23 protein-coding genes and 1 other RNA gene are annotated in these 22,818 nt (G+C 39.6%); 12 read left to right on the top strand and 12 right to left on the bottom strand.

The window, feature by feature from the left end:
- On the top strand, window positions 1-810 hold the full coding sequence (locus ACLKML_RS08890; protein ID WP_413285037.1) for a hypothetical protein: 810 nt from the start codon (window positions 1-3) through the stop codon (window positions 808-810).
- Between the two features lie 314 nt (window positions 811-1,124).
- Window positions 1,125-2,267 (top strand): HNH endonuclease, encoded by a 1,143-nt coding sequence (locus ACLKML_RS08885; protein WP_413285036.1) that lies wholly within the window; start codon window positions 1,125-1,127, stop codon window positions 2,265-2,267.
- Window positions 2,268-2,738: 471 nt separating this feature from the next.
- Here ACLKML_RS08885 and ACLKML_RS08880 read toward each other — a convergent pair whose 3' ends face one another.
- From ACLKML_RS08880 to smpB, 7 genes are all read right to left on the bottom strand, one after another.
- The gene (locus ACLKML_RS08880) at window positions 2,739-3,476 is read right to left on the bottom strand and encodes a metallophosphoesterase (RefSeq protein ID WP_413285035.1); all 738 of its coding nucleotides are present in this window, start codon (window positions 3,474-3,476) and stop codon (window positions 2,739-2,741) included.
- A gap of 26 nt (window positions 3,477-3,502) precedes the next feature.
- Window positions 3,503-5,076 (bottom strand): IS3 family transposase gene (locus tag ACLKML_RS08875; protein WP_413285034.1). Its coding sequence is split into 2 segments (ribosomal slippage): window positions 3,503-4,590 and window positions 4,590-5,076, totalling 1,575 coding nucleotides; the frame shifts between segments, so codons are not numbered across the junction.
- Window positions 5,077-5,611: 535 nt separating this feature from the next.
- Window positions 5,612-5,743, bottom strand: a complete 132-nt coding sequence (locus ACLKML_RS08870) for a hypothetical protein (RefSeq protein WP_413285033.1) — start codon at window positions 5,741-5,743, stop codon at window positions 5,612-5,614.
- A 752-nt stretch (window positions 5,744-6,495) separates the two neighbouring features.
- Window positions 6,496-6,744, bottom strand: a complete 249-nt coding sequence (locus ACLKML_RS08865) for a helix-turn-helix transcriptional regulator (RefSeq protein ID WP_413285032.1) — start codon at window positions 6,742-6,744, stop codon at window positions 6,496-6,498.
- Window positions 6,745-6,866: 122 nt separating this feature from the next.
- The gene (locus ACLKML_RS08860; protein WP_413285031.1) at window positions 6,867-8,111 is read right to left on the bottom strand and encodes an integrase domain-containing protein; all 1,245 of its coding nucleotides are present in this window, start codon (window positions 8,109-8,111) and stop codon (window positions 6,867-6,869) included.
- Window positions 8,112-8,298: 187 nt separating this feature from the next.
- Window positions 8,299-8,665, bottom strand: a transfer-messenger RNA (tmRNA) gene (gene ssrA / locus ACLKML_RS08855).
- A 69-nt stretch (window positions 8,666-8,734) separates the two neighbouring features.
- A complete protein-coding gene (gene smpB, locus ACLKML_RS08850; RefSeq protein WP_317717691.1) occupies window positions 8,735-9,220 on the bottom strand; it encodes an SsrA-binding protein SmpB in 486 nt (161 codons plus the stop codon).
- Between the two features lie 117 nt (window positions 9,221-9,337).
- Between smpB and ACLKML_RS08845 the strand changes: the two genes are divergently transcribed.
- Both ACLKML_RS08845 and ACLKML_RS08840 read left to right on the top strand, forming a co-directional pair.
- Window positions 9,338-9,766: an SRPBCC family protein gene (locus ACLKML_RS08845; RefSeq protein WP_317717781.1), complete on the top strand. Its 429-nt coding sequence runs from the start codon at window positions 9,338-9,340 to the stop codon at window positions 9,764-9,766.
- Between the two features lie 15 nt (window positions 9,767-9,781).
- Window positions 9,782-10,120, top strand: coding sequence for an RnfH family protein (locus ACLKML_RS08840; protein ID WP_413285030.1), 339 nt, complete (start codon window positions 9,782-9,784; stop codon window positions 10,118-10,120).
- Window positions 10,121-10,196: 76 nt separating this feature from the next.
- Here the strand turns inward: ACLKML_RS08840 and bamE are convergent, their stop codons facing one another.
- From bamE to nadK, 3 genes are all read right to left on the bottom strand, one after another.
- Entirely contained in the window at window positions 10,197-10,556 is a 360-nt protein-coding gene (gene bamE / locus ACLKML_RS08835; RefSeq protein WP_413285029.1) for an outer membrane protein assembly factor BamE, read from the bottom strand.
- Window positions 10,557-10,751: 195 nt separating this feature from the next.
- The gene (recN, locus tag ACLKML_RS08830) at window positions 10,752-12,413 is read right to left on the bottom strand and encodes a DNA repair protein RecN (protein WP_413285028.1); all 1,662 of its coding nucleotides are present in this window, start codon (window positions 12,411-12,413) and stop codon (window positions 10,752-10,754) included.
- Window positions 12,414-12,557: 144 nt separating this feature from the next.
- On the bottom strand, window positions 12,558-13,442 hold the full coding sequence (gene nadK, locus ACLKML_RS08825) for an NAD(+) kinase (protein WP_413285027.1): 885 nt from the start codon (window positions 13,440-13,442) through the stop codon (window positions 12,558-12,560).
- Window positions 13,443-13,618: 176 nt separating this feature from the next.
- On the opposite strand from nadK, the gene grpE reads away from it, so the two are divergent.
- The 8 genes from grpE to tadA all read left to right on the top strand — a co-directional run bounded on the left by grpE (window position 13,619) and on the right by tadA (window position 20,783).
- Window positions 13,619-14,239: a nucleotide exchange factor GrpE gene (grpE, locus tag ACLKML_RS08820; RefSeq protein WP_413285026.1), complete on the top strand. Its 621-nt coding sequence runs from the start codon at window positions 13,619-13,621 to the stop codon at window positions 14,237-14,239.
- A 413-nt stretch (window positions 14,240-14,652) separates the two neighbouring features.
- Complete coding sequence (gene dnaK / locus ACLKML_RS08815; RefSeq protein ID WP_413285025.1) at window positions 14,653-16,572, top strand: molecular chaperone DnaK; 1,920 nt, start codon at window positions 14,653-14,655, stop codon at window positions 16,570-16,572.
- A gap of 198 nt (window positions 16,573-16,770) precedes the next feature.
- On the top strand, window positions 16,771-17,913 hold the full coding sequence (dnaJ, locus tag ACLKML_RS08810; RefSeq protein ID WP_413285024.1) for a molecular chaperone DnaJ: 1,143 nt from the start codon (window positions 16,771-16,773) through the stop codon (window positions 17,911-17,913).
- A gap of 385 nt (window positions 17,914-18,298) precedes the next feature.
- Window positions 18,299-18,793: a Tfp pilus assembly protein FimT/FimU gene (locus tag ACLKML_RS08805; protein WP_413285023.1), complete on the top strand. Its 495-nt coding sequence runs from the start codon at window positions 18,299-18,301 to the stop codon at window positions 18,791-18,793.
- Complete coding sequence (locus tag ACLKML_RS08800; RefSeq protein WP_413285022.1) at window positions 18,774-19,334, top strand: prepilin-type N-terminal cleavage/methylation domain-containing protein; 561 nt, start codon at window positions 18,774-18,776, stop codon at window positions 19,332-19,334. Before ACLKML_RS08805 ends, ACLKML_RS08800 begins: the two co-directional genes overlap by 20 nt.
- Window positions 19,335-19,377: 43 nt before the next feature.
- A complete protein-coding gene (locus ACLKML_RS08795; RefSeq protein ID WP_413285021.1) occupies window positions 19,378-19,806 on the top strand; it encodes a hypothetical protein in 429 nt (142 codons plus the stop codon).
- A complete protein-coding gene (locus ACLKML_RS08790) occupies window positions 19,790-20,173 on the top strand; it encodes a type IV pilus modification PilV family protein (protein ID WP_413285020.1) in 384 nt (127 codons plus the stop codon). The genes ACLKML_RS08795 and ACLKML_RS08790 overlap by 17 nt, the downstream gene beginning before the upstream one ends.
- A 70-nt stretch (window positions 20,174-20,243) precedes the next feature.
- Window positions 20,244-20,783: a tRNA adenosine(34) deaminase TadA gene (tadA, locus tag ACLKML_RS08785; RefSeq protein WP_413285019.1), complete on the top strand. Its 540-nt coding sequence runs from the start codon at window positions 20,244-20,246 to the stop codon at window positions 20,781-20,783.
- A gap of 23 nt (window positions 20,784-20,806) precedes the next feature.
- On the opposite strand, the gene ACLKML_RS08780 is transcribed toward tadA, so the two are convergent.
- Both ACLKML_RS08780 and mltF read right to left on the bottom strand, forming a co-directional pair.
- The gene (locus tag ACLKML_RS08780; protein WP_413285018.1) at window positions 20,807-20,947 is read right to left on the bottom strand and encodes a hypothetical protein; all 141 of its coding nucleotides are present in this window, start codon (window positions 20,945-20,947) and stop codon (window positions 20,807-20,809) included.
- A 155-nt stretch (window positions 20,948-21,102) separates the two neighbouring features.
- The gene (gene mltF, locus ACLKML_RS08775) at window positions 21,103-22,692 is read right to left on the bottom strand and encodes a membrane-bound lytic murein transglycosylase MltF (RefSeq protein ID WP_413285017.1); all 1,590 of its coding nucleotides are present in this window, start codon (window positions 22,690-22,692) and stop codon (window positions 21,103-21,105) included.
- Between the last annotated feature and the right edge of the window lie 126 nt (window positions 22,693-22,818).

The raw sequence follows: 22,818 nt of genomic DNA, 5'->3' as shown, positions 1-22,818 counted from the left end.
ATGAGTGACAACATAGAGTTTCCTGAATCAAGTAAAGCATCAAAATATTCAAGAACAGCATTAAATGCTGCAAGCGGTCTTATTCCTTTTGCAGGTGGCGTTTTCTCTGCAATATCAGGAGCTTGGTCAGAGAAAGAACAAGACCAGGTTAATATTTTTTTTAAACATTGGGTGCAAGGTATTGAAGATGAATTGAAAGAAAAGGAAATTACACTACTCGAAATTATGTCACGGCTTGATCTACATGATGAAAGCATGTCCAAAAGAGTAGAAAGCAAAGAATATCAGTCACTTATAAGGAGAACCTTTCGAGACTGGGCTGCGACTGAAAGCGAAAAAAAACGAGAATACGTTAGAAATATTCTTTCAAATGCAGCTTCGAGTTCATTAGCGTCTGATGACGTTGTACGTCTATTTATGACATGGATTGATACATATTCCGAAATGCATTTTGAAGTTATTAGTGCGACATACAACGCTAATGGAATTAGTCGAGGTGAAATTTGGCGAAAAATTGGCAAAGAGTCAGCTAGAGAGGACTCTGCGGAAGCAGATGTATACAAACTATTGATTCGAGACTTAAGTACTGGAGGTATTATTCGACAGCATAGAGAAGTCGACTATTATGGTAATTTTGTCCCTAAACCTAAAAAGAAAACTGTGAAAGGAGCAAGTAGAACTATTAAATCGGCATTCGACGAAGATGAACTCTATGTTTTAACAGAATTAGGACAACAGTTCATTCACTATGCTATGACTGAACTACCAGTTCGAATTGAGTTCAAGGACGAAAAATCTGCGTCAGAATAAAGCATCAACAAAGTTCTTAAATGGACTTTTCAGCGCTTGGTTGGCACTTTAGACTTAGAGTCTGATATTCTCGACAAAACCAGTAGTTACAGTCACTTAGAAAAGCGTCAAACCTTTGTGTCGGTGTGGAAGATTAACAATTTCAGATAAGTTAGGTATTAATGAATATTGATTTCACTTAGTTATTAGCAGGTATTAGCATCACAGCAATAGGCTGGTGGTGTTCAGATAATTTTCGCTCATCGAGCATGTAGATAGAATCGGGCTTTAAGGAAAAAATGGAATATGGTTGTAAGACTCCCTCTAAGGAACCAATGATGTCAAAAATCTGCGCTATTTGCTCAACTCTACTGAATGAAACCAATAACACTAAAGAGCACGTTATTCCTAATGGCATTGGTGGAAGGAAAAAAGTACGGGATTTCATTTGTAGGAGGTGTAATAACGAATCTGGTGCAAATTGGGATTCTGAACTGTGTGAACAGCTAGATCATTTTAGTCTATTGTTCCAGATAGAAAGAGAACGGGGGTTCCCTTCTAAGCAGATATTCAAAACAGTTGATGGCAATGAAATAAGAGTATTGCCTGATGGTTCTATGGAGCATACAAAGCCGACCTTTAACATTGAGGAACATGATGAAGGAGCAAAGATCCATATTTCTGCTAGGAACAAAAAAGAAGCTAGACAGATAGTTTCAGGTCAAGCCAAATCTATAAGTAAAAAATACCCAAACGCAAGCCCCTTAGATATTGACGAGATACAATTTAAAGAAAAAAGGGGCTATCTAGAAAGTCCACTTCAGATAACAAAATCCTATGGAGGATTGTCAGTTGGGAGATCACTTGTTAAGTCTGCTCTAGCATTGGTTGCAGAAAGTGGCATCGACGTAACACACTGTGAGCACGCAATTTCTTTTTTAAGGGATGTTGAGGGGAGTACACCGTGTTTCGGTTTTTATTATGATCAAAATGATTTAGTGATAGACCGACCTATAGGTGTCCCATTTCATTGTGTACATGTAGAGGGTGGTGATCAAGATAAGTTGATTAAAGGGTATGTAGAGTATTTTGGTCATATCAGATACGTTTTGCTTTTATCTTCAAACTATTCTGGTAGCTCTTTTAACGCCAGCTATTCGATAAATCCATTAACTGGAGAAACGATGGAGCTCGATATCAAGATTCCGCTCACAGAGTCGGGTTTCCTCGATTGCTACCATTTCAAAAGATATGACACGGAAATACTAAATACAGCTCTCGGTAGCATTATGAGTACATTGATTGCTAGGGATATTAAAAGGCAGAAAGAAAAAGAAATACGCTTAGCCTATGATTATGCCCTTAATAAAATGGGCATCACAAGTGATGATGAGTTAACAACAGAAGATTATAAGCTCTTCATAAATCATTTAACTGATCACTTACTACCTTTCTTAATCAGTCTACACCGAAGATAGTTCAGGGCTAAGCCAATTGATGGGAATGGGGGTTGGTTTTCTGCATTTTGAATACTGGAAATTGAGAAGATTGACGCAGGAAAGTCTCTGATTCACTTCTGCCTTACTCTGAGTTAGTAAAACCACCGACTCATTGTGATCACCGACTCATTTGTGATCTCACTTCGTAGCTTTTTATAGAACAAATACAGAAAAAAGCGTAATGTCAATTGATGTACTAAATTGATAACCAATGCTTAGTTATCCCGATGCAGGTTATTGATAGTAAACGGTAAAGTTTCATTTTTTGCGGTGGGCGCTGGGTTCAAATCCCTATCTCTCCGCCACTTTTAAAAATGGACAAAGCCGTTGATTATCAACGGCTTTTTTCATATCTGAAGGGTGCTATGAATTGACCAAGATTCCTTACGCACATTTTTAGTTGTAATGGACTGCCCAGACTGGTTAGAGCAGCTCAGTATTAAAAATACATCAATTAAGCAACCTATGTAACTTTCTGGAGTTGATTAAGTTGTTGTCAAAATTATCCTCGTGCGAATATCCGATTTGGCTTGAAACCTGCCTTACGCCTTCTACGATACAATCGAAACTATCGTGAGTGTGTCCACTCACCATTACTTTCACACCATGACTAGCTAACTCGCGGATTAACTCATGGTCATCAGAGCAGAAATAACACGTCAAAAGGTCTACTGGGAACCCTGAATGTCTGAGTTTAAAGGATTGTGGGAAGTGGGACACAACCACTTTGTTTTTTGCTTGGGATTCAGACATAGATTTAACACAAGCGCTTCTAAACTGAACGTTTAGTTCCTTCATCTTTGAAGGCGTTAATGTTTGGTTATTTACTGTAATATACTTCAAATCATTGAGTCTCATTTGTAACGAGAGCGTGTTGACGTCGTTTAGTGCACTTAGATTTGTCCAGCCAATCCCCCCGAATATTTCAAGGTCATATCTGTTAATAATTACAGAAGTATTTTCGAGGAAGTGCAGGTTACCACTCAACTGATTCCAGAGAGGAACGCAAGCCAAGTAGTCCAGATAATCAAAGTCCTTGTGGTAAAATTCATGGTTACCAGCTACGACAACAAACTCGATTTTGGGATTTGATTTAGCAGCTTGCAATGCGAGCTCTGCTAATCCTACCCCGTGAGTAATATCACCAGCAATTACCACAATCTCAGCGTTAGGGTCGGTGATTTTCAAGCTACTTGTCGCCTGTTAGTTAATTTTTAAGCTGCTATAAAACCTTTACCCTCAGCTTTTATGTTCGATGGATTTAAGTAAACTGAACCCATCGGTTCCATATTCTTTATGTCGCCACTCCAGCGTTCTGGATGTCGTTTTTGTGCCTTTTTATAGACGATAACTCGGGCGGATAAAATCTCAATATCTTTGCCTGTATGACGTTCTTCTGGCGTCACTAACTTTATACCGCTATGTCTGTGTTCAGTATTATACCAACCCACAAATCCTTCTACCCAGCACCGCGCTGCGGTGATATTTTCAAACGCGTTTTCTGGATATTCTGGTCGATATTTTAAGGTTTTAAATAGCGACTCTGAATACGGGTTGTCGTTGCTTACAGAAGGGCGACTTAGCGAAGGCATTATCCCTAACTCCTGTAGTGTCGCCAACATAGTCGCCCCTTTCATTGGACTGCCATTATCTGAATGAAGGACAACTTGCCCATACTCGATACCCTCTCGTTGGCAGATATCTGTCATCAAATCGGCCGCTAGGGCACTGGATTCATTGTCATGTACTTGCCACCCAACGATTTTTCTACTGTAAATATCCATTACCATGTAAAGGTAAAAAAAGAGTCCTTTTATACGTGTGGGAAGGTACGTTATATCCCAGGTGTACACTTGATTAGGACCCGTGGCAACCAAAGGTTGCGGACGAGCAACTTTTCTACGTGGCTTATCGGCATTCCGATGAATTAACAAATTTTTCTCTTTTAAAATTCTATAAAATGTCGATTCAGATGCAAGGTAAATGCCCAAGTCGGCTAACGCAGGTACTATCTGATTCGGAGGTAAGTGAGCATAATCCTTATCATTTATAACATTTAAAACTCGCTGTTTTTCTAAGTCTGTTAATTTATTTTTTGGCGTCCGTCGATTATCTTTGCGTCGTTCATGAGTCATGTCATGCGATTTCCAGCGCTGTATCGTTTTCGGTGTGATCCCAATAATTTCACATGCCTTAGATTGAGTTGCTCCCGTGATTTGAGCCTTCTCGATTAAACTTAGGATCTCTTTACGCTCATATTCTTCGATTAGTTGTCCTCGTTTGTACCCCAAATGGCATTGACTTTTTTTTGGAGTACTAACAAGGCGGCCGTTTCAGCCAGTGCTTTATCTTTTCGATTTAATTCTTTTTTAAGGGCTTTGTTCTCTACTTTTAACTCTTTGATTTCACCAGGTTGTGGTGTGACTGACGCCGTTTTTTTACCCGTAATAAAATCCGTCTTCCACTGCTCAATATGATGAGGATAAATGCCGCGTTCGCGGCACAATTGATTGACAGCTTGTTCATTTAAGCCGCTACACTGGAGGATAATTTCAAATCGTTCTTCTAAGGTCCAATCTTGTGGACGCTTCTCATTTGACATCATTTTTATTTCCGCGTCTGAAGCTATTTCAAATTCATGCTTTTTGGCTTGTCGGACCCATCGGGTTAAGGTTGAAAGGCCCACTCCTAATGAATCAGCCACATCTTTAATATTACGGTTATCCGATCGGTTAAGTACCTTTTGGACTGCTTGTATCTTAAATGCTTCAGTGAATTTTACACTCATTTTTATTATCTCTAATGAAAATTAGAGGCGACAAGTAGTCTGACACAGGGGGGGGTTGACCATCTGTTTAATGGTAGCTCCGCCAGACTCTTCATGCAGGTCTGATATAATCTGAAATAACGTATTCAATGACAAGCTCGCAAAAAATATTATTGAAACAGAATAGTGGTTAGGCAATCCTATGTCTAATAACTCGGTTACCTTTTAATTAATGCGTCAGAGGTGGTCTAGTGAGTTCTGAATAAAAGTAAGATTGTCAGTGAGGATCGAGTGAAGGGTTTAAGGTACAAGAGCTATTGTATGCGCTCTACATATAGAAAATTTCTTGGGCTCTTTTTACAAATAAAAACGCCCCCAAACTAGTGGGGGCGAATCATCACCGAATTACCTTTGGTTATACGCTTTTCGCAGTCGCTCTACTTTTAAGCTTCTCCCGAAGTATCTGCGTTAACACAGACAGTAGTGCGGGTGGAGGGGCTTTTTCAATTCGACTAATCCCTCTCTTACCTAGATGCCATACTAGCTCAAATACCCTTTATAAAGAAATCTCACCGCTCATCTTAGGACGCAACGCCGCTTCAGCTATTGCGTTAACATCAGTAAAATCATTCTTGTTGGTTTTTACATTCGGCTTAGCATATTGAGCTGGCATTAACTTGATGTGCATACTCCTGATGTTGACGTGTAAACTTATGGCATCCTCTATATGCTTCCATTGCGACGATAACGGGCTTATGTATTGAGAGTAGTAGAAATGAATCAGAATAACTTACGTACTTGAGAAAACCATCAGAATAACTCGCTCGTTTGGGAAAAACGTCAGAATAACTCGCTCGTTTGGGAAAAACGTCAGAATAGCTCGCTCGTTTGGGAAAAACGTCAGAATAGCTCGCTCGTTTGGGAAAAACGTCAGGTTAACTCGCTTGTTTGGGAAAAACGTCAGAATAACTCGTCGTTTTAAAAAAACTCAGATTCTCCACAACATCGTAACTTGTGTTTATCCAAATACAGTTTCAAAAACTCATTTCATAGCTTTTGCTTGGGCTGTTCCAAGAAAGATTGCAGTGTCAATTGAAGTACAAAATTGATAATTAACGCATAGTCACTTTAGAGTAGGGTTTTGAAAAAAATCATCAACCCTTTTTTACAACAGCAACAACTTTCCTTAATTCGGTATCAAATGTAAGTGACACGTGCTGTTTAAAATCGAACCCGAGTGGTAACTCAAAGTTAAACTCTCTAAGCCTAGCTCTAACTTCATTTTCGTCCATTTCTTCCAGGTTTAACTCAATGCACCTCATCCGTCATCACCTATATAGATTAAATAGTGAAGGTAGTATTACACCATAAACAGGCTCTGCCAGAAATACGAATACTTAACACCGATTTAAACCTGAATCGAGGGTCGATACAATAACATCAATGTGGTTTAGCCAGCTCTTTGCGTTTTAATAGTAACTGCTCGACAGCATCATTGAGACATTCGCCATTTGCAGCAGCAACAAGATAAGCGTCAACTTCATGTTTGAAGAAACCTACGGCTCGACCGCCCAGATTTATTGAAGGCGGGAATATCCCATCATTTATGTATCTATGTAGTGTTGCCTTCGAAAAAGGAACTCTAGCCAGGACTTGTTTTTTTCTTTCTATTTTAATTTCAATATTCATATTAAGCTCTTTTAATTATTATTGCTTTTGCATGAATATACTCTCATTAAATACAATGCTCAATGTTATTTTTTATATTTTTCAACACCTTATATTGACATTGAAAAATTATCTAGTAGGTTTCAGTCGTTGATATTCATTGGGCTGTTACTAGTCGCGATCGTGAAGCGATTCCTTGATGCCTTGAGTATATAGCTACTCCACCAACTCATAATTTCACGACGTTCTTCGAGGTATTCTGCATTGTTATAAATTCCTCGGATAGTGTTTTTGTCTACATGAGCAAGTGAAAGCTCAATTGCGTCTCGATTAAATCCTTGTTCGTTCAATGCTGTACTACCAATCGATCTCATTCCGTGACTAACCAGTTGCCCTGTCAATCCAGCTCGTTTTAAAGCGGCGTTCACAGACTGGCTACACATGCACTCACCTGGCTTTGTGCTATGTGGAAAAATATACTTTTGGCCGTAAGAGATTGGTTTCATAAATTCAAGTATCTGAATGGCTGAATCTGATAAAGGGATTTTGTGTGGACGTCCCATTTTCATGTCTTCACCTTGAATTATCCAAAACTTAGATTTGAAGGCAATTTCATTCCATTTCGCGCGAGCGACTTCGTTAGGTCGAGTGAGGGTGTGCAATTGAAGTTCGAAAGCACACCTGATAGTAGTTGTCATGTTAGCCTTGGACATTGCTCCCATAAGAATATGTAGTTCATCTGGTTTCAGTGTCTTCATATGTTCAACTATAGGTTCTTTGAAGGCACTTTTTATGTTAGCTATGGGATTGGAAGCTACTATTCCACAATTGACTGCGTAAGTCATAACGTCATTTAACCTTTGGCATACGCGGCGGACTGTTTCTAGTTTCCCTTGTTTTTCTATTGGACGAAGCTGTTGGATAACTGTAGGGGCGAGAATATCGTGAATAGGTAACTGACCAAGGTTTGGAAATATATGTAGCTCTAATGAACGCCATACGTCATTAGCATAGTCTTCAGTAACTTTATGCTTCCTCACGTCAAACCACTCTTCGGCCACGGATATTAACGTAGTCGAATTAGCTAGCTTTTCAGATGCCAGTTTGTTGTCACGATAGGTTTTGGGGTCAATACCTTCTGCTACCAATTGACGCATTTCTCTGGTTTTTTCTCTTGCTGAAGCCAAAGTTATATCAGGGTAAATACCTAAACCAATATTTTTTCGCTTTTTAGTTGTAGGGTGGACGTAGTTAAAGATCCAGGATTTAGTACCGTTGGGCTTGATTCTAAGTAATAAACCATTGCCATCTCCTAGCGAATACTCTTTGTTCTTTGGTTTGGATTTATTGACTTGGGTTGCTGATAAAGGGGTGATTAACTTAGCCATTTTATCTTCCTTTGAAGGATGTAACACTGCTTTGGTAACACGACTCGTGATGTTACATCCTATGTTTGTTACTTGAAAGGAGAGGTTTAGTGAAATGTCATGAGACACTATGAATCTATAGAAGCTAGGTTTTATAAGGCTTTAGATGTCAAAACGGGACGTCCTGAGACGTCCCGTTCCAATGCATTGGTGGAGCTGGCGGGAGTTGAACCCGCGTCCGGAAATCATTCATCATTGGTACTACATGCTTAGTCGATCTTTACATTCACCAACTACCTGCGAACCGACACGCTAGTAATTGACTATCCTGAATTATTATTCGCCCTTTTTCTCTCAGGAGGGAAAATCCGGGCTAGCTAGTTTGGGTTTGATCCCTTGTTATTCCCCGTCTTACAAGCGGAAGCTAGGGCAAGAGAGCTCTCAGCAGGTTATTAAGCTGCTAGTGCGTAGTTTTCGTCGTTTGCGACTATTTTTTTGCGGCTTTTTACGTGGCAAACCGCCCCACGGCATGCACCTCAGACTTCAGCATTCCCGTCGAATCCTGGATCAGCCCCAAGTGGTTAACGTGCATAGTAACAGAATAGTACTCACTGTCTAGCCATTGCACGTTCAAGTGGTTAAGATTAACGCAATTTACTCTTCATTATACGAGCTTTATCGCGAGCCCAATCTTTTTCTTTAATATCAGTGCGTTTATCGTGAAGTTTTTTACCTTTCGCTACACCAACTTTAATTTTGACCCATGAACGTGACCAATAAAGTGCTAGTGCGGCGAGTGTCATACCTTCGCGATTGATTCGCCCGTACAAGTTATCCAGTTCTCTTCTTGATAAAAGAAGCTTACGGACACGTGTAGGGTTAGCAACAATATGAGTTGATGCTTGATTTAAAGGAGTAATCGTCATTCCGCTGATAAAGGCTTCACCATCGCGCATAAACACATAACTTTCTGCGATGTTAACTTTACCTTGGCGAAGTGATTTTACTTCCCAACCTTGAAGTTCCAAGCCTGCTTCTACTTCATCATCGATAAAGTACTCGTGGCGAACTTTCTTATTTTGAGCAATTGTATTGCTCGTAGTTTTGGATTTTGAATTTTTCTTTGCCATAATGGCGACATTATACGGATTGCCCCTCTGTTGGGGAAATCTTATTTTTAGTTTTCGTGTTGATAAATAATAAAAAACCTTGTTAATTAGCAAGGAATGGATGTGACGAGAGATTTTATGCCACAAGTTAGACGCTCAGCACTGGTCTCATTTAGTGCAAAGCAAATGTATGATCTAGTTAATGATGTAAGTCGTTATCCCGAATTTTTGCCAGGTTGTTCAGGTTCTAAAGTTTTGGAACAAACTCAAGATGCAATGAAAGCGTCGGTGGATGTGTCTAAAGCTGGTATCAGCAAAAGTTTTACTACCATCAATAATTTGACTGAGAACGCGGTGATCTTAATGGAGTTAGTTGATGGGCCTTTTAAGTCACTCAAAGGTGGATGGTACTTTACAACTCTTGATGAAAGCGCTTGTAAGATTGAACTTAAGCTGGATTTTGAGTTTTCTAGTAAAATGGTAGAAATAGCGTTTGGACGGATCTTTAATGAGTTAACGAATAATATGGTTAATGCGTTTACTCAACGAGCCAAGCAGGTTTACTAATTAAGGGGGTTTAGTGTGATTCAAGTAGAAGTTGTGTACGCACTGCCAAATGAACAACGCGTGTTAACTCAGTTAGTGGATAAAAACCTTACAGTTGAAGAGATTATTAAGCATTCTGGAATATTAGATATGTATCCTGAAATTGATCTCAAAAAGAACAAAGTAGGGGTGTTTAGCCGTAATGTTAAATTGGATGTAACGGTTAGAGATAAAGATCGTATAGAAATTTATCGACCATTACTTGCCGACCCTAAAGAAATACGACGTAAAAGAGCGGAGCAGGCAAAAGCGAAAGGTAGTGCTGATCCGGTTACGGGTGGAAAGCCCAATGAAAGGCGTAAAAGCAGCAATTAATACAAACGTTAATCGCGATTTAATTGATTCGATTATCCTCACCTTCATGGGGATAATCGCAATAGGTCGCTTATTACTAATTTAAACCTTCAAAGAAGTCCTCTCCGGAAGGAAAATCACCTTCTAAGCTCAACAGAGTTCCTGTATCACTAAATTTTACAAATAGGTTTTTCTGAATTGGGTCATTATGACCTTCTTTGTGGTGATATATATAATACCAAGTATTTGGGTAGCCATTTTCTACTAACATGGGGGAACCAAGCACATAGCGAACTTGTTCTTTCGTCATGCCGAATTTTAATTTATCTACAGAGTCTTGTTCAACATAGTTACCTTGATTGATATCAATACGGTAGACCAATTTTTCCGCCAGCGAACAGCCGGTGAGTAATGTTAAGGCTAGAGGGACAGCGGCTAACCATTTGTTAAATTGCATAGTTGGATATTCTTTATTAATAAATGTATTCACTAAAACTCGCCAGATAATAAACAAGGTTGGCTGAGAAGTAAAAGAGGTATTACCTCAAGTTGAATATATGACCACGAATTTCACTATTGGTTGCAAAATATTCGCTGCAAAAAATTAACGGTAAAAATAGTAACAATAAACAACACGCTATCTTTTCTTCCACTAAGCCGCGAGTAATTCTTTCGCATTGGCCATTGTCGATTCGGTTATTGTACTTCCACCTAGTAATCGGGCTAATTCAGATATTCTTTGCTCTGTATTTAAAACATGCATTTGTGTTTCTGTTTTACCTGCTTTAGTTTGTTTAGCAACAAATAATTGCTGATGTCCACATCCCGCCACTTGTGGTAAATGGGTAACGCACAATACTTGGGTTGACTCGCCTAATTTACGTAACATTTTGCCGACAACCGCAGCGGTAGGACCACTAATACCGACATCAACCTCATCAAAAATTAGGCTAGGGGTATCCACTTTTTGAGCGGTGATAACTTGAATTGCTAGAGATATTCTTGATAACTCACCGCCAGAGGCTACTTTTGCGATAGGCTGCAAAGGTTGGCCAGGGTTGGTGGACACTAAAAAGCTCACAAAATCGATGCCTAGTGGAGAAGTACGATTGTGGTCTTGCTCGATGGCGATGCAAAATTTGGCTTTTTCCATGCTCAATTCGTGCATGCTTTGGCTAATTAGTTTATTCAATTCTTTGGCGTAACGGCTTCTTGATTTACTTAGTTTTTCTGCGCTAGTGATGAAGGTGTTATGTTTTTTGTCAACCTCTAAGGCTAAGGTGTCGAGTTTTTCATCGGAGCAATCTAGATCTTGTATTTGTTGCAACAAATCTTGGTGATGAGCGTATAAATCATCGGCTAACACATTATGCTTTCTAGAGAGGGACATGATGCTCGAAAAGCGTTCTTCTACATACGCCATTCTTTCTGGGTCCATTTCAATTTTGTCTAAATAGTGGCGCAGTTCACTACTGGCTTCTTCTATTTGGATCATAGCTTCGTTTAACATAGGTGCGACGGAAGATAATGTTTTATCCAGTTCGGTTAATTCAATAACGGATTGATTTGCTGACTGTAATAGCTGTAAGGCATTGACTTCCTCACTTTCAAATAACGATAAAATAGCCGATTGGCAATTTGTTGCTAACTCGCCACTATTGGCTAACCGTTTGTATTCTTGTTCTAATTCTGTAAATTCATTTTCCGTTAGAGAAAGCTCATTTAACTCTTTGATCTGATATTCTAAAAGTTGTTTCTTTGCTTGGTTTTCTTCGCTATTTCTTTTTAGATCATCTAAGGCATTCTTGGCTTGACGCCATTGTTGATAATGAACACGAGATTTATTGATCAATTCAGAATGCCCAGCATACTGATCTAGCATAGATAATTGATAGTCGCTTTTCATTAATTGGTGGTGAGCATGCTGGCCATGAATGTTGATTAAATGTTGGCCAAGAGATTTTAATTGAGACAAAGGTACAGGGCTGCCGTTAATAAAAGCTCGTGAACGCCCATCTTTGGTAATGATGCGGCGTAAAATACACTCATTGCCATCGAGTAGTTCATTATCTTGCAACCAGCGCGTAGCGTGAATGTTATTGTCGAGTTGAAAAGCGGCGCTGACTTCTGTTTTATCTTCCCCTTGACGAAGCATACCGGTATCTGCTCGTTCACCTAAACATAAACCAAGTGCATCAATAGCTATAGACTTACCAGCACCTGTTTCACCTGTAATGGTCGTCATCCCAGCTGAAAGCTCCAACTGAAGAGATTTAACAATCGCAAAATTATTTACACTTATGTGAGCTAGCATTTTAGTCACCCTGTACAATTAAAAGACACTGTATAGAAAAACAGTATATACTGTTTTTCTATACAGTAAAGTCGTCAGAGTGATTTTTTTATGAGCAATTTTTTAGCGTAGCAACCTTTAATGGACGTAAACTGCTCGTTCCAGTTAGAAAAGCTTACTTGACCAACCTAATTTATTTCTTAGCACATGGTAATAGCTGTAATCTTCTGGGTGGATTAATCGAAGTTTGTTGTTACTTTGGAAAATATGCACTTCATCACCAGGAGAAACGGGTAATGAGACCTGACCATCGCAACTGATTTCTTGAGTTCCTCGGTTGTCAGGTGAAACTACCAGTTTAATTCGGCTATTCCCGTCTACAACAACAGGTCGACTTGATAATGTGTGCGGGAACATAGGGACAATTGAAATAGCGTTTAAACTTGGCGATAAAATAGGGCCTCCGCCGGAAAGCGAGTAAGCGGTTGATCCTGTTGGTGTTGATACTATTAGCCCATCTGAACGTTGAGAAAAAGCGAACTTGTCATCAATATAGACTTCAAATTCTATCATGTGGGCTATTTTTCCTGGATGCAATACTACTTCGTTGAGTGCAGAGTTATTGCTGCGGCATTGATCATGTCGAACGACTTCTGCTTCAAGTAAAAAGCGATCTTCTTCGAGATATTCTCCAGTTAGGACTTTCTCTAAAGCTATTTCAAACTCTTCCGGGTTGAGATCGGTTAGAAACCCCAAGTTGCCTCGATTTACACCGATAACAGATATATCAAAACGCGATAGCAATCTTGCCGCTCCAAGCATGTTGCCGTCACCACCAACCACAATGGCAAGATCTGCTTTTGAACCTATATCAACCAAACTAGTAAAATATTCATCATCGATATTATCAAGGATCCCTTGTAGCCGGTCATCTATAACGGTGTCATAACCCTTTGATGTTAACCATTGAAACATTTCGTTATGAGTTTGTATGGCTTTCTTGTTTCTTGGTTTTCCGATTATACCTATGGTTTTAAAAGGCTTTTTCATGCAGATAATCCAATTATAGATGAAAGGAAGCGTTTAACGCTTGAATCATTAATATCAATCCCCATAATAAAGGCAACTAAATCCAATACGCGAGTTTTTTATTTAAGTTTGAGCGTTTGTGCCGCTTAAATATTATAATTCGTGTTAAAAACTGAATTCCGTAGTCAGGAGATATCATGAGTAAAGAAGAAAATAAGATTAACGAAGAAGAACTGAGCCAGGAAACCATGGAACAAGATAAGCAAGAAAGTGAAATTGAAGTGGATGCAGTAGGTTCTGAAGGTGATATCGATTGGAACGAAGAAGAGGCCATTGATATAGAAGAGTCAAAAATTGCTCAACTTGAAGCCGCTTTGCTACAAAGTGAAATGCGAGTAAAAGAGCAGCAAGAATCGGTACTTCGTGCAAAAGCGGAAGTTGAAAATATGCGTCGTCGTTCTGAGCAAGAAATTGATAAAGCACGTAAATATGCTTTAAATAAATTTGCTGAAGAACTGCTACCTGTTATTGATAACTTAGAACGTGCTATTCAAGCCGCTGACTCTGAAAATGAGACGATCAAACCTTTGCTTGAAGGGGTAGAATTGACGCATAAAACCTTTACTGACAGCGTTGCTAAATTTGGTTTAAAAGAAATTAATCCAGATGGTGAAGCGTTTAATCCTGAATTCCATCAGGCGATGTCTATTCAAGAAAGTGCCGATCATGAACCAAATACGGTAATGTTTGTGATGCAAAAAGGCTATGAATTGAATGGTCGTGTGATTCGTCCAGCGATGGTTATGGTGTCTAAATAAAAATACGCCGCTATTGTTTTTTAGTGATGACTGATTTCTTAATGGCTGGCTTATCAATGACAAGTGGTGGGTTTATTGATTGGTGATAAATCACGACTAATGAAGTAAGGGCTGCCGATGGCAGTCCTTTTCTTTGGTCAATAAGGAATGTCTGCTTAGGTAGAAACATAGAAACATAGAAACATAGAAATATAGAAACAATGGGTGTTATTGACTCATTTATTGGATTGAAACAAGCATAAACAAAGAAAAAAACCAATATTTTTTCTTCTATCCCTTGAAAAGCTATTCCTTGCCCTTATCTAAGGGGCAGACACAAAACAAACATTTGGAGATTGGGGTTGAATCCCTGTTCTCCGTCCCCATTTAATGGGTTATAGAAATTGAATAATTGAATTTTCGGAGAGAGTCTGATGGGTAAGATCATTGGTATAGATTTAGGTACTACTAATTCATGTGTTGCTGTATTAGACGGCGACAAACCACGCGTATTAGAAAATGCTGAAGGTGAGCGTACAACGGCTTCCGTTATTGCTTACACAGATGGTGAAACATTAGTAGGTCAACCGGCTAAACGTCAAGCGGTTACAAACCCTCAAAATACAGTATTTGCAATCAAACGCCTGATTGGTCGTCGTTTTGAAGACGAAGAAGTTCAGCGTGATATCAAAATTATGCCATTCAACATAGTGAAGGCTGATAACGGTGATGCTTGGGTTGAAGCGAAAGGCCAAAAAATGGCCGCTCCTCAAATTTCTGCAGAAATTTTGAAGAAAATGAAAAAAACAGCAGAAGACTTTTTAGGTGAAGAAGTGACGGGTGCGGTTATTACCGTTCCTGCTTATTTTAACGATTCTCAGCGTCAAGCAACAAAAGATGCGGGTCGTATCGCCGGTCTAGAAGTTAAACGTATTATCAATGAACCAACGGCGGCTGCGCTAGCTTACGGTTTAGATAAAAAAGGCGGTGATCGCACTATCGCTGTTTATGACCTTGGTGGTGGTACATTTGATATCTCTATCATCGAAATTGATGAAGTTGAAGGCGAGAAAACGTTTGAAGTTTTAGCAACAAACGGTGATACCCACCTTGGTGGTGAAGACTTTGATAACCGTCTGATTAACTATTTAGTTGATGAATTTAAAGCAGAGCAAGGCATTGATCTGAAAAATGATCCACTAGCAATGCAACGTGTTAAAGAAGCAGCAGAAAAAGCAAAAATTGAGCTTTCTTCAGCACAACAAACTGATGTTAACCTACCTTATGTGACTGCGGATGCAACCGGTCCTAAGCACATGAACATCAAAGTGACTCGTGCAAAACTTGAGTCATTAGTAGAAGATTTAGTGAAACGTACTCTTGAGCCTCTAAAAGTTGCGCTAGCAGATGCTGATTTATCTGTTGGTGACATCAACGATGTTATCTTAGTTGGTGGTCAAACTCGTATGCCTATGGTTCAAGCTAAAGTTGCTGAATTCTTTGGTAAAGATGCTCGTCGTGACGTTAACCCTGATGAAGCAGTTGCCATTGGCGCAGCGGTTCAAGGTGGTGTTCTAGCTGGTGATGTTAAAGATGTTCTTCTTCTAGATGTTACTCCTCTGTCTTTAGGTATTGAGACTATGGGTGGGGTAATGACTAAGTTAGTTGAGAAAAACACTACAATCCCAACTAAAGCGAACCAAACGTTCTCTACTGCTGAAGATAACCAAAATGCAGTAACTATCCACGTACTTCAAGGTGAGCGTAAGCAAGCAAGCTACAATAAGTCTTTAGGTCAATTCAACCTAGAAGGTATTCAAGCTGCACCTCGTGGTATGCCTCAAATCGAAGTAACATTCGACCTTGATGCAGATGGTATTCTTCATGTATCGGCAAAAGATAAGTCTACTGGTAAAGAGCAGAAAATCACTATTCAAGCTTCTGGTGGCCTAAGTGATGACGATATCGAAAAAATGGTACAAGAAGCAGAAGCGAACAAAGAAGCTGATAAGAAATTCGAAGAGCTAGTAACAACACGTAACCAAGCGGATCAAATGATCCATGGTACTCGTAAGCAAATCGAAGAAGCTGGTGATGCGCTTCCTGCAGAAGAAAAAGAGAAAATTGAAGCAGCGATTAAAGAGCTAGAAGAAGTTAAAAATGGTGATGATAAAGAAGCCATTGATGCGAAAGTTCAAGCACTAATGACTGCCGCTCAAAAACTAATGGAAATCGCTCAGCAACAAGCACAAGCTCAACAAGCTGGTGCAGGCGAAGCTGGTCAACAACAAGCTCCTGAAGATGATGTTGTAGACGCAGAATTCGAAGAAGTAAAAGAAGACGAGAAAAAATAATTGAGTGTTGATTGTTATAAACCCAATTATAAATAGACGGTTTGTAGCGATGAATAAGCAGTTATTTAGAACGTTATATGTTGCGGGCGTAAGAGTTTTCTCTTTCGCCCGCAAATTTGTAAATAATGATTCGAACTAGATAATGGTTTTATTGCTTTTATCTAGTTCGATTTGCAGCAGATAAACGGTAGTTGAAACATGTCGAAACGTGATTTTTACGAAGTATTGGGCGTAAGCCGTGATGCCTCTGAGCGAGATATTAAGAAGGCGTATAAACGTCTTGCGATGAAATTCCATCCTGATAGAAACCAGGATGACAGTCAGGCTGGCGAAAAGTTTAAAGAAGTAAAAGAAGCGTATGAAGTTCTGACCGATTCTCAGAAAAAAGCCGCTTATGACCAATATGGTCACGCTGCCTTTGAACAAGGTGGTATGGGTGGTGGCTTTGGCGGTGGTCAAGGTGCGGATTTTGGTGATATCTTCGGTGACGTATTTGGTGATATCTTTGGTGGTGGTCGCCGTGGCGGTGGGCAGTCTCGTGCTCAGCGTGGTGCCGATCTTCGTTACAACATGGAACTCTCTTTGGAAGATGCTGTTCGTGGTTGTGATAAAGAAATAGAGATCCCGACCTTAGTTGAATGTGAAGTGTGTCACGGTTCTGGCGCTAAAGAAGGCTCCAGCGCACAAACCTGCTCTACTTGTCACGGTCATGGTCAAGTGCAAATGCGTCAAGGCTTCTTCGCTGTTCAGCAAACTTGTCCAACATGTAATGGTAAAGGTCAGATAATCAAAGATCCTTGCAACTCATGTCATGGCCAAGGTCGCAAACAAAAAACTAAAACGCTAAACGTGAAGATTCCAGCAGGAGTAGATACTGGCGATCGTATTCGTCTTTCTGGCGAAGGCGAAGCGGGAGAGCATGGCGCACCAGCTGGTGATTTATATGTTCAGGTTCATGTTCGCGAACATAATATCTTTGAGCGTGACGGTAATAATCTTTTCTGTGAAGTACCAGTAAGCTTTACTCAAGCTGCACTTGGTGGTGAAGTTGAGGTTCCGACGCTAGATGGTCGAGTCAGCCTTAAAGTTCCAGAAGAAACCCAAACAGATCGCTTATTTAGAATGCGCGGTAAAGGTGTTAAAGGTGTACGTGGCGGTGGTGTTGGTGATCTTATCGTTAAACTTGTTGTTGAGACACCCGTTAAATTAAGCTCGCGTCAAAAAGATCTATTAAGAGAATTTGAAGAAACATGTTCTGGTGATGCTGGTAACAAGCATAAACCTAAGTCAGAAGGTTTCTTTAATGGAGTTAAAAAATTCTTTGATGATTTAACTAGTTAATGTATCTAATTGATATGAAAGAAAAAGCCACTTTGTTAAGTGGCTTTTTTTGTGTCTGGTGTTGGTGGTTTTAATTGAACGTGGTTAGCCAACCTAGCCTATCTAATTTTATTTTCTTATTGCGAGCCAGTAGTGATTTGTTTGAGAAAATATAGCAACGTTTGATTATTTGTTTTGAATCTACCCTAAATAGAAATACCCATCCCGTGGAGTTTTATTTTTAGCTGATATGATCGCGGGCATCTATTTCATGAATAGTTAATTTCACCAAATAGTGGATTGGTCCCATTAACTAGTTGCTTACGTTAACGAATTGATCGTGTTAATTCGTTGCTTAACATGATTAAGAGTTCTATTTAATTTATCGAACGGTTCAGGGCATGGTATGCGTCGTGGTTTTACACTAATTGAGTTTGTGGTTGTATTGTCTATCTCGGCAGGGATTGTAGCGGTTGTGACACCTGATATTCAGGTTTTTTATCAAAACTATCAACTCAGAGCTTTTGCTACTGAATTAAAAAGTTACTTTTCAAGAGTAAGATCAGAAACCGTAACTCGACAGAAAGATCTTTGGTTATTTTTTTCGCCTCAGGATCCGTATGGCACAGACGAGTGGCGTTTGTCGTTGGTTATCAACAGCGAAATGAACTCAAAAGAGAGCGAATTAATTTATCTACAAAACAAGGATATTCAGATGTCATCTACTTGGCTGCAAGTTAAGTTAGATGGAAAAACAGGGAGAATATTAGAAAGTGGCCATTTGATCTTTTCTTATAAAGCTTCCGATGGCGCTTCATTAAAGCTAATTATGCACAATATCACAGGAAGAGTACGAACCTGTTCAATGGATAAGCCGTTTTATGGTTATGCAGAATGTTGAATTATTAGTGTCGGATAATAACGATAAAGGCAAAGGTTTTACGTTAATTGAGATGCTTATTTCTAGTGTTATTACCGCTTTGGCTCTAACAACGTTGATGTCGGTAATGATTGTTAGCACTGCATCCGCACAAAAAGAGATGAGCTTATTGCTACTGCATAACAGCGTGTCCGAAACCTTGCGCTTTATCCAAGACGATTTGAGAAGAGCAAAGTCAGTAACCTTTTCACTGACAGAACTAAGCTATTTCTACCAAGATGCGGGGCAATACGTTCGTACGACGATTAAAATAGATGACGTTGAACACAAACTTAAATATTGTTCAGAAAAAAATCCCACAGCAGCACACTCAACTGCATGCTATCGATTTTATTCGATGTTTGATCCATCTCAAATGAAAGTGACTCGTTTCACTATCCAAGAAAAGGTTATCGATACTGAGAATAACAAAAAATTAATCGAGCTCTCTTTAAGTGTAGAACTTGTAAAACAACAGCAAGTTTTTACTTTGGTCGCTCAAGTTTCGCCGAGAAATAGCTAAATTAGCACCGTAGTAATTGGATAAATGGTAGAAGGTGAATTAAATGGCAAGTAAGCAAACCGGAGTAGTGGTACTGATATTGTGTCATTTTTTTCTTGTCGCGGCGTTGAGTCTTGCTCTTGCTGGCAATACTGGCATCTTTGAACTATCAACTAGTATTCAAAACGAAACCATCTATCGTCAGAAATTTTGGTTGGCAGAAGGAGGGTTAGAATGTGCTTTTTCGTTGTTCGCTAATCAATCGGTTGCTAGTCATGAGCAATTACTCAATCTCAACCTGCCATACTATGTGGCGGAATGTGTTACAGCTTCACTACAAGTGGTATGGGTTCAGCAAAGTTTGCATCACTACAAGGTTACATCAACGGTAGACAATATATCGCTTTCTAGAGAGTTAGTTGTTACTACCTTCCCAACATACAGTGCGGCATGGAATGCAGGCAGTTGGACAGATAATGAACCTGACAATTAGAGGATTTAGTTTGCTTGAAGTATTGATTTCTATCCTTTTGATTTCTTTTTCTATTATAGGATTAACCACACTACAAATCAGTACTGTTAAACATTCTACCGTGACACAAAATCAGTTACTGGCGCTCTATCTTGCCGAATCTCAGTTAGAGCGAGTTCGACTTGAATCAGACTGGTTGGTTGATGTTTCAGAGTCGCAGTATAAGACAAACCGTTCCTCGTTTTCCATAAAGTTAATGGCGAGTGAACATCCGGCAAGCTCAAATTTAAAACAAGTCGAAATACAAGTTAGTTGGCATGAATATTCAGGAGAACAGCGTACGGTTTCATTGGAAAGTAATGTGTATGTCCCCCTTGATACAGAGTAAAAGTCTCCTTTTTCGGGTTGGTCTACGCTACAATGCCGGGAGAATGTGATGGTGATATGAGACTTTGCGATTGAATACTTTACCTTTAGATATTTTACCTTTGGATGCCGATGTGACCACTTTTACTGCTCAAGATGAGGATTTTATGCGCCAAGCTATTGCGCTAGCTTATGAAGCTGAATTGGCAGGAGAAGTTCCAGTTGGGGCGGTTTTGGTCAAAGATGAACAGGTTATTGCCACGGGCTATAATCGCTCTATTTGTGATCACGATGCCTCGGCTCATGCTGAAATTCAAGTGATACGAAAAGCAGGACAAGTGTTAGGTAATTATCGTCTACTCGATACGACGCTTTATGTCACTCTGGAGCCTTGCCCTATGTGCGCAGGTGCGCTTTTGCACAGTCGAGTTAAGCGTATTGTGTTTGGTGCGCCAGATCTTAAATCGGGTGCTGCAGGAACGGTACTGAATTTATTTGATACCCAAGCGGCTTATCATTACGCTCAGATAGAATCGGGCTTATTAGAACAAGAGTGCCGTTTGCAACTGCAATCTTTCTTTAAACGAAGACGAAAAGAGAAGAAACAGTTAAAGACTAAAGATATGTCGTAAGGTTGCTGATGATCGGTGTTTGTTTAGCTGAACGTTTCACAGTGTACGTAGGCTCTATGACGCCAAATCACTTTCTTTTTGTTGTTTGCTAACATTCTCTTACGACGATTTGCTGACGATGTTTTTGTTGCTAGTGTCTTGTTCTTTTTTTTCATTGGTGTCATTGGTCACTCCCTTTATTTGACTGCTATTAGTATAGACTATTATTAACTTTTGTTTATAAACAGAGTTTGTTACCAAATGATGAATGATCGACAAAGAACAGCAGATAAGAGTTTACCTGCTGTTCTTTGTTGTTTTTTAGGTTGAATCTTAACCGTTATTGTTTAGGTTTTTCTGCGTCTGCGTCTGCGTCTGCGTCTGCGTCTGGTTTGGTTGCTTTTGGATCTGTTGCTACCGCAGTATCTGTTTCTTGTGGGTTGCTTTCTAGCTGATCAATCAATTGCTGTGGATTTTGTTCGGTTATTTGCACGTCGATAGTTTGAATTCCGTCAATATCCAAATCTGCTGAGATAGCGCCTTGTTTATCTACATGACCAATAATAGATTGATAATATCGACGGATATTTTCGACATAGTTTCTTGCTTCATCGCCGCGAGCATAGCCATACCGTGTTTTGCTATAGAATTGTCTCTTTTTCAATAGTGGTAAACGTTCTTTTACATCGGCCCAAGAGTTTGGGTTGCCATTTTGTGATCGTGTGAGACGGCGAGCATCCATCATATGGCCATAGCCTAGGTTGTAGGAAGCAAGTGCAAACCAGATTTTTTCGTGCTCAAAAATCGAATCAGGAACTCGCTCGACAATACCTTGTAAATACTTTACGCCACCTTGTATCGATTGTTCTGGGTCTAATCGGTTTTTAACTCCAACTAATTTTGCAGTCGGTAGGGTGAGCATCATCATGCCACGTACTCCAGTAGGAGATGTGGCTTTGGGTTTCCAATGAGATTCTTGATATGAAAGTGCCGCTATCAACCTCCAATCAAAATTACCAGCATGCTTTTTGAACAAAGGTTCCCAAGTGGGTAATTTACTATCTAGAGCTCGAATAAAGGCACGCGTATCAACGTAGTCGAAACTATCGACATGGCCAAAATATTTTTCTTCCAATGTATCTAACTGGCCTGATTGTTTTATTTTACCAAAAAACTCAATTAATAAGGCATAGAGGCTGCCATCATCGGTGTCTCTCATATACCAAGAAACGGGTTGATCTTCTGTGAGCTCTAAAGCTAATGCAATGTCAGGATATAATCGTTGAGCCAGGGACAATTCGACCGAGTCAACAATGGTATAAGAGAGCTCTCCCGTTGAAACTTGTCGCAATAAATCTTGAACATCAGAATTATTGTTTGTGGTGTATTTTAGTGAAGGGTATTCGGTTTTAAGATCTTCTAATGTTTTAACAAAATGTGAGTCAGAAATAATGGTTAAGGTATCATCGGGATGCTCATCTTGTCTTTCTACCAAGTTTTTAATGCTTCTTGGCTTCCAAGTTCCGGTTTTATACACTAACTGTTGACTCACATAATAATAAGCTGGTGCCGCGCGAAAATCACTCATTCGCTCGAGAGTTTGACTGAGTCCGGCTGCCACAATGTCAATTTCGTTATTTTGTAATGCTGGAAATAACTCTGACAAACGGTAAGCAGGTTTTATTTCCAACTTAACGCCTAATTCACTAGCAAAAAGTTTTGCCAGTTCATAATCTAACCCAGTCGGACCTTCTGGGCCAATATAATAAGCCAATTGATTGTTGAGTGTTCCCACTCGTAATACACCACGCTCCCTTACTTTATCTAACTCACTTTTTGGGTCTGAGTCTATTTGACAGGCAGATAGGACAAGTGTCATCACTATCATTAGTGTTGCTTTAATTGGCCGACAGTTAAAAAAGTTATGCATTAATAACGGGTTCTTTATAAAATGACTGTGTTCTTTATATCAGAGCTAGCAAGTTGAGCAAACTATGATTAAAGAAAACGCTAACTATTTAGCAAATTTATAGAGCTGATTTTGATATTTATCAGT

Origin of the sequence: Vibrio sp. MA40-2 (assembly GCF_047302445.1) — a bacterium.
Classification (GTDB): Bacteria; Pseudomonadota; Gammaproteobacteria; order Enterobacterales; family Vibrionaceae; genus Vibrio.
Note: the sequence above shows the minus strand (reverse complement) of the source record. Positions and strands in the feature narration are given on the sequence as shown.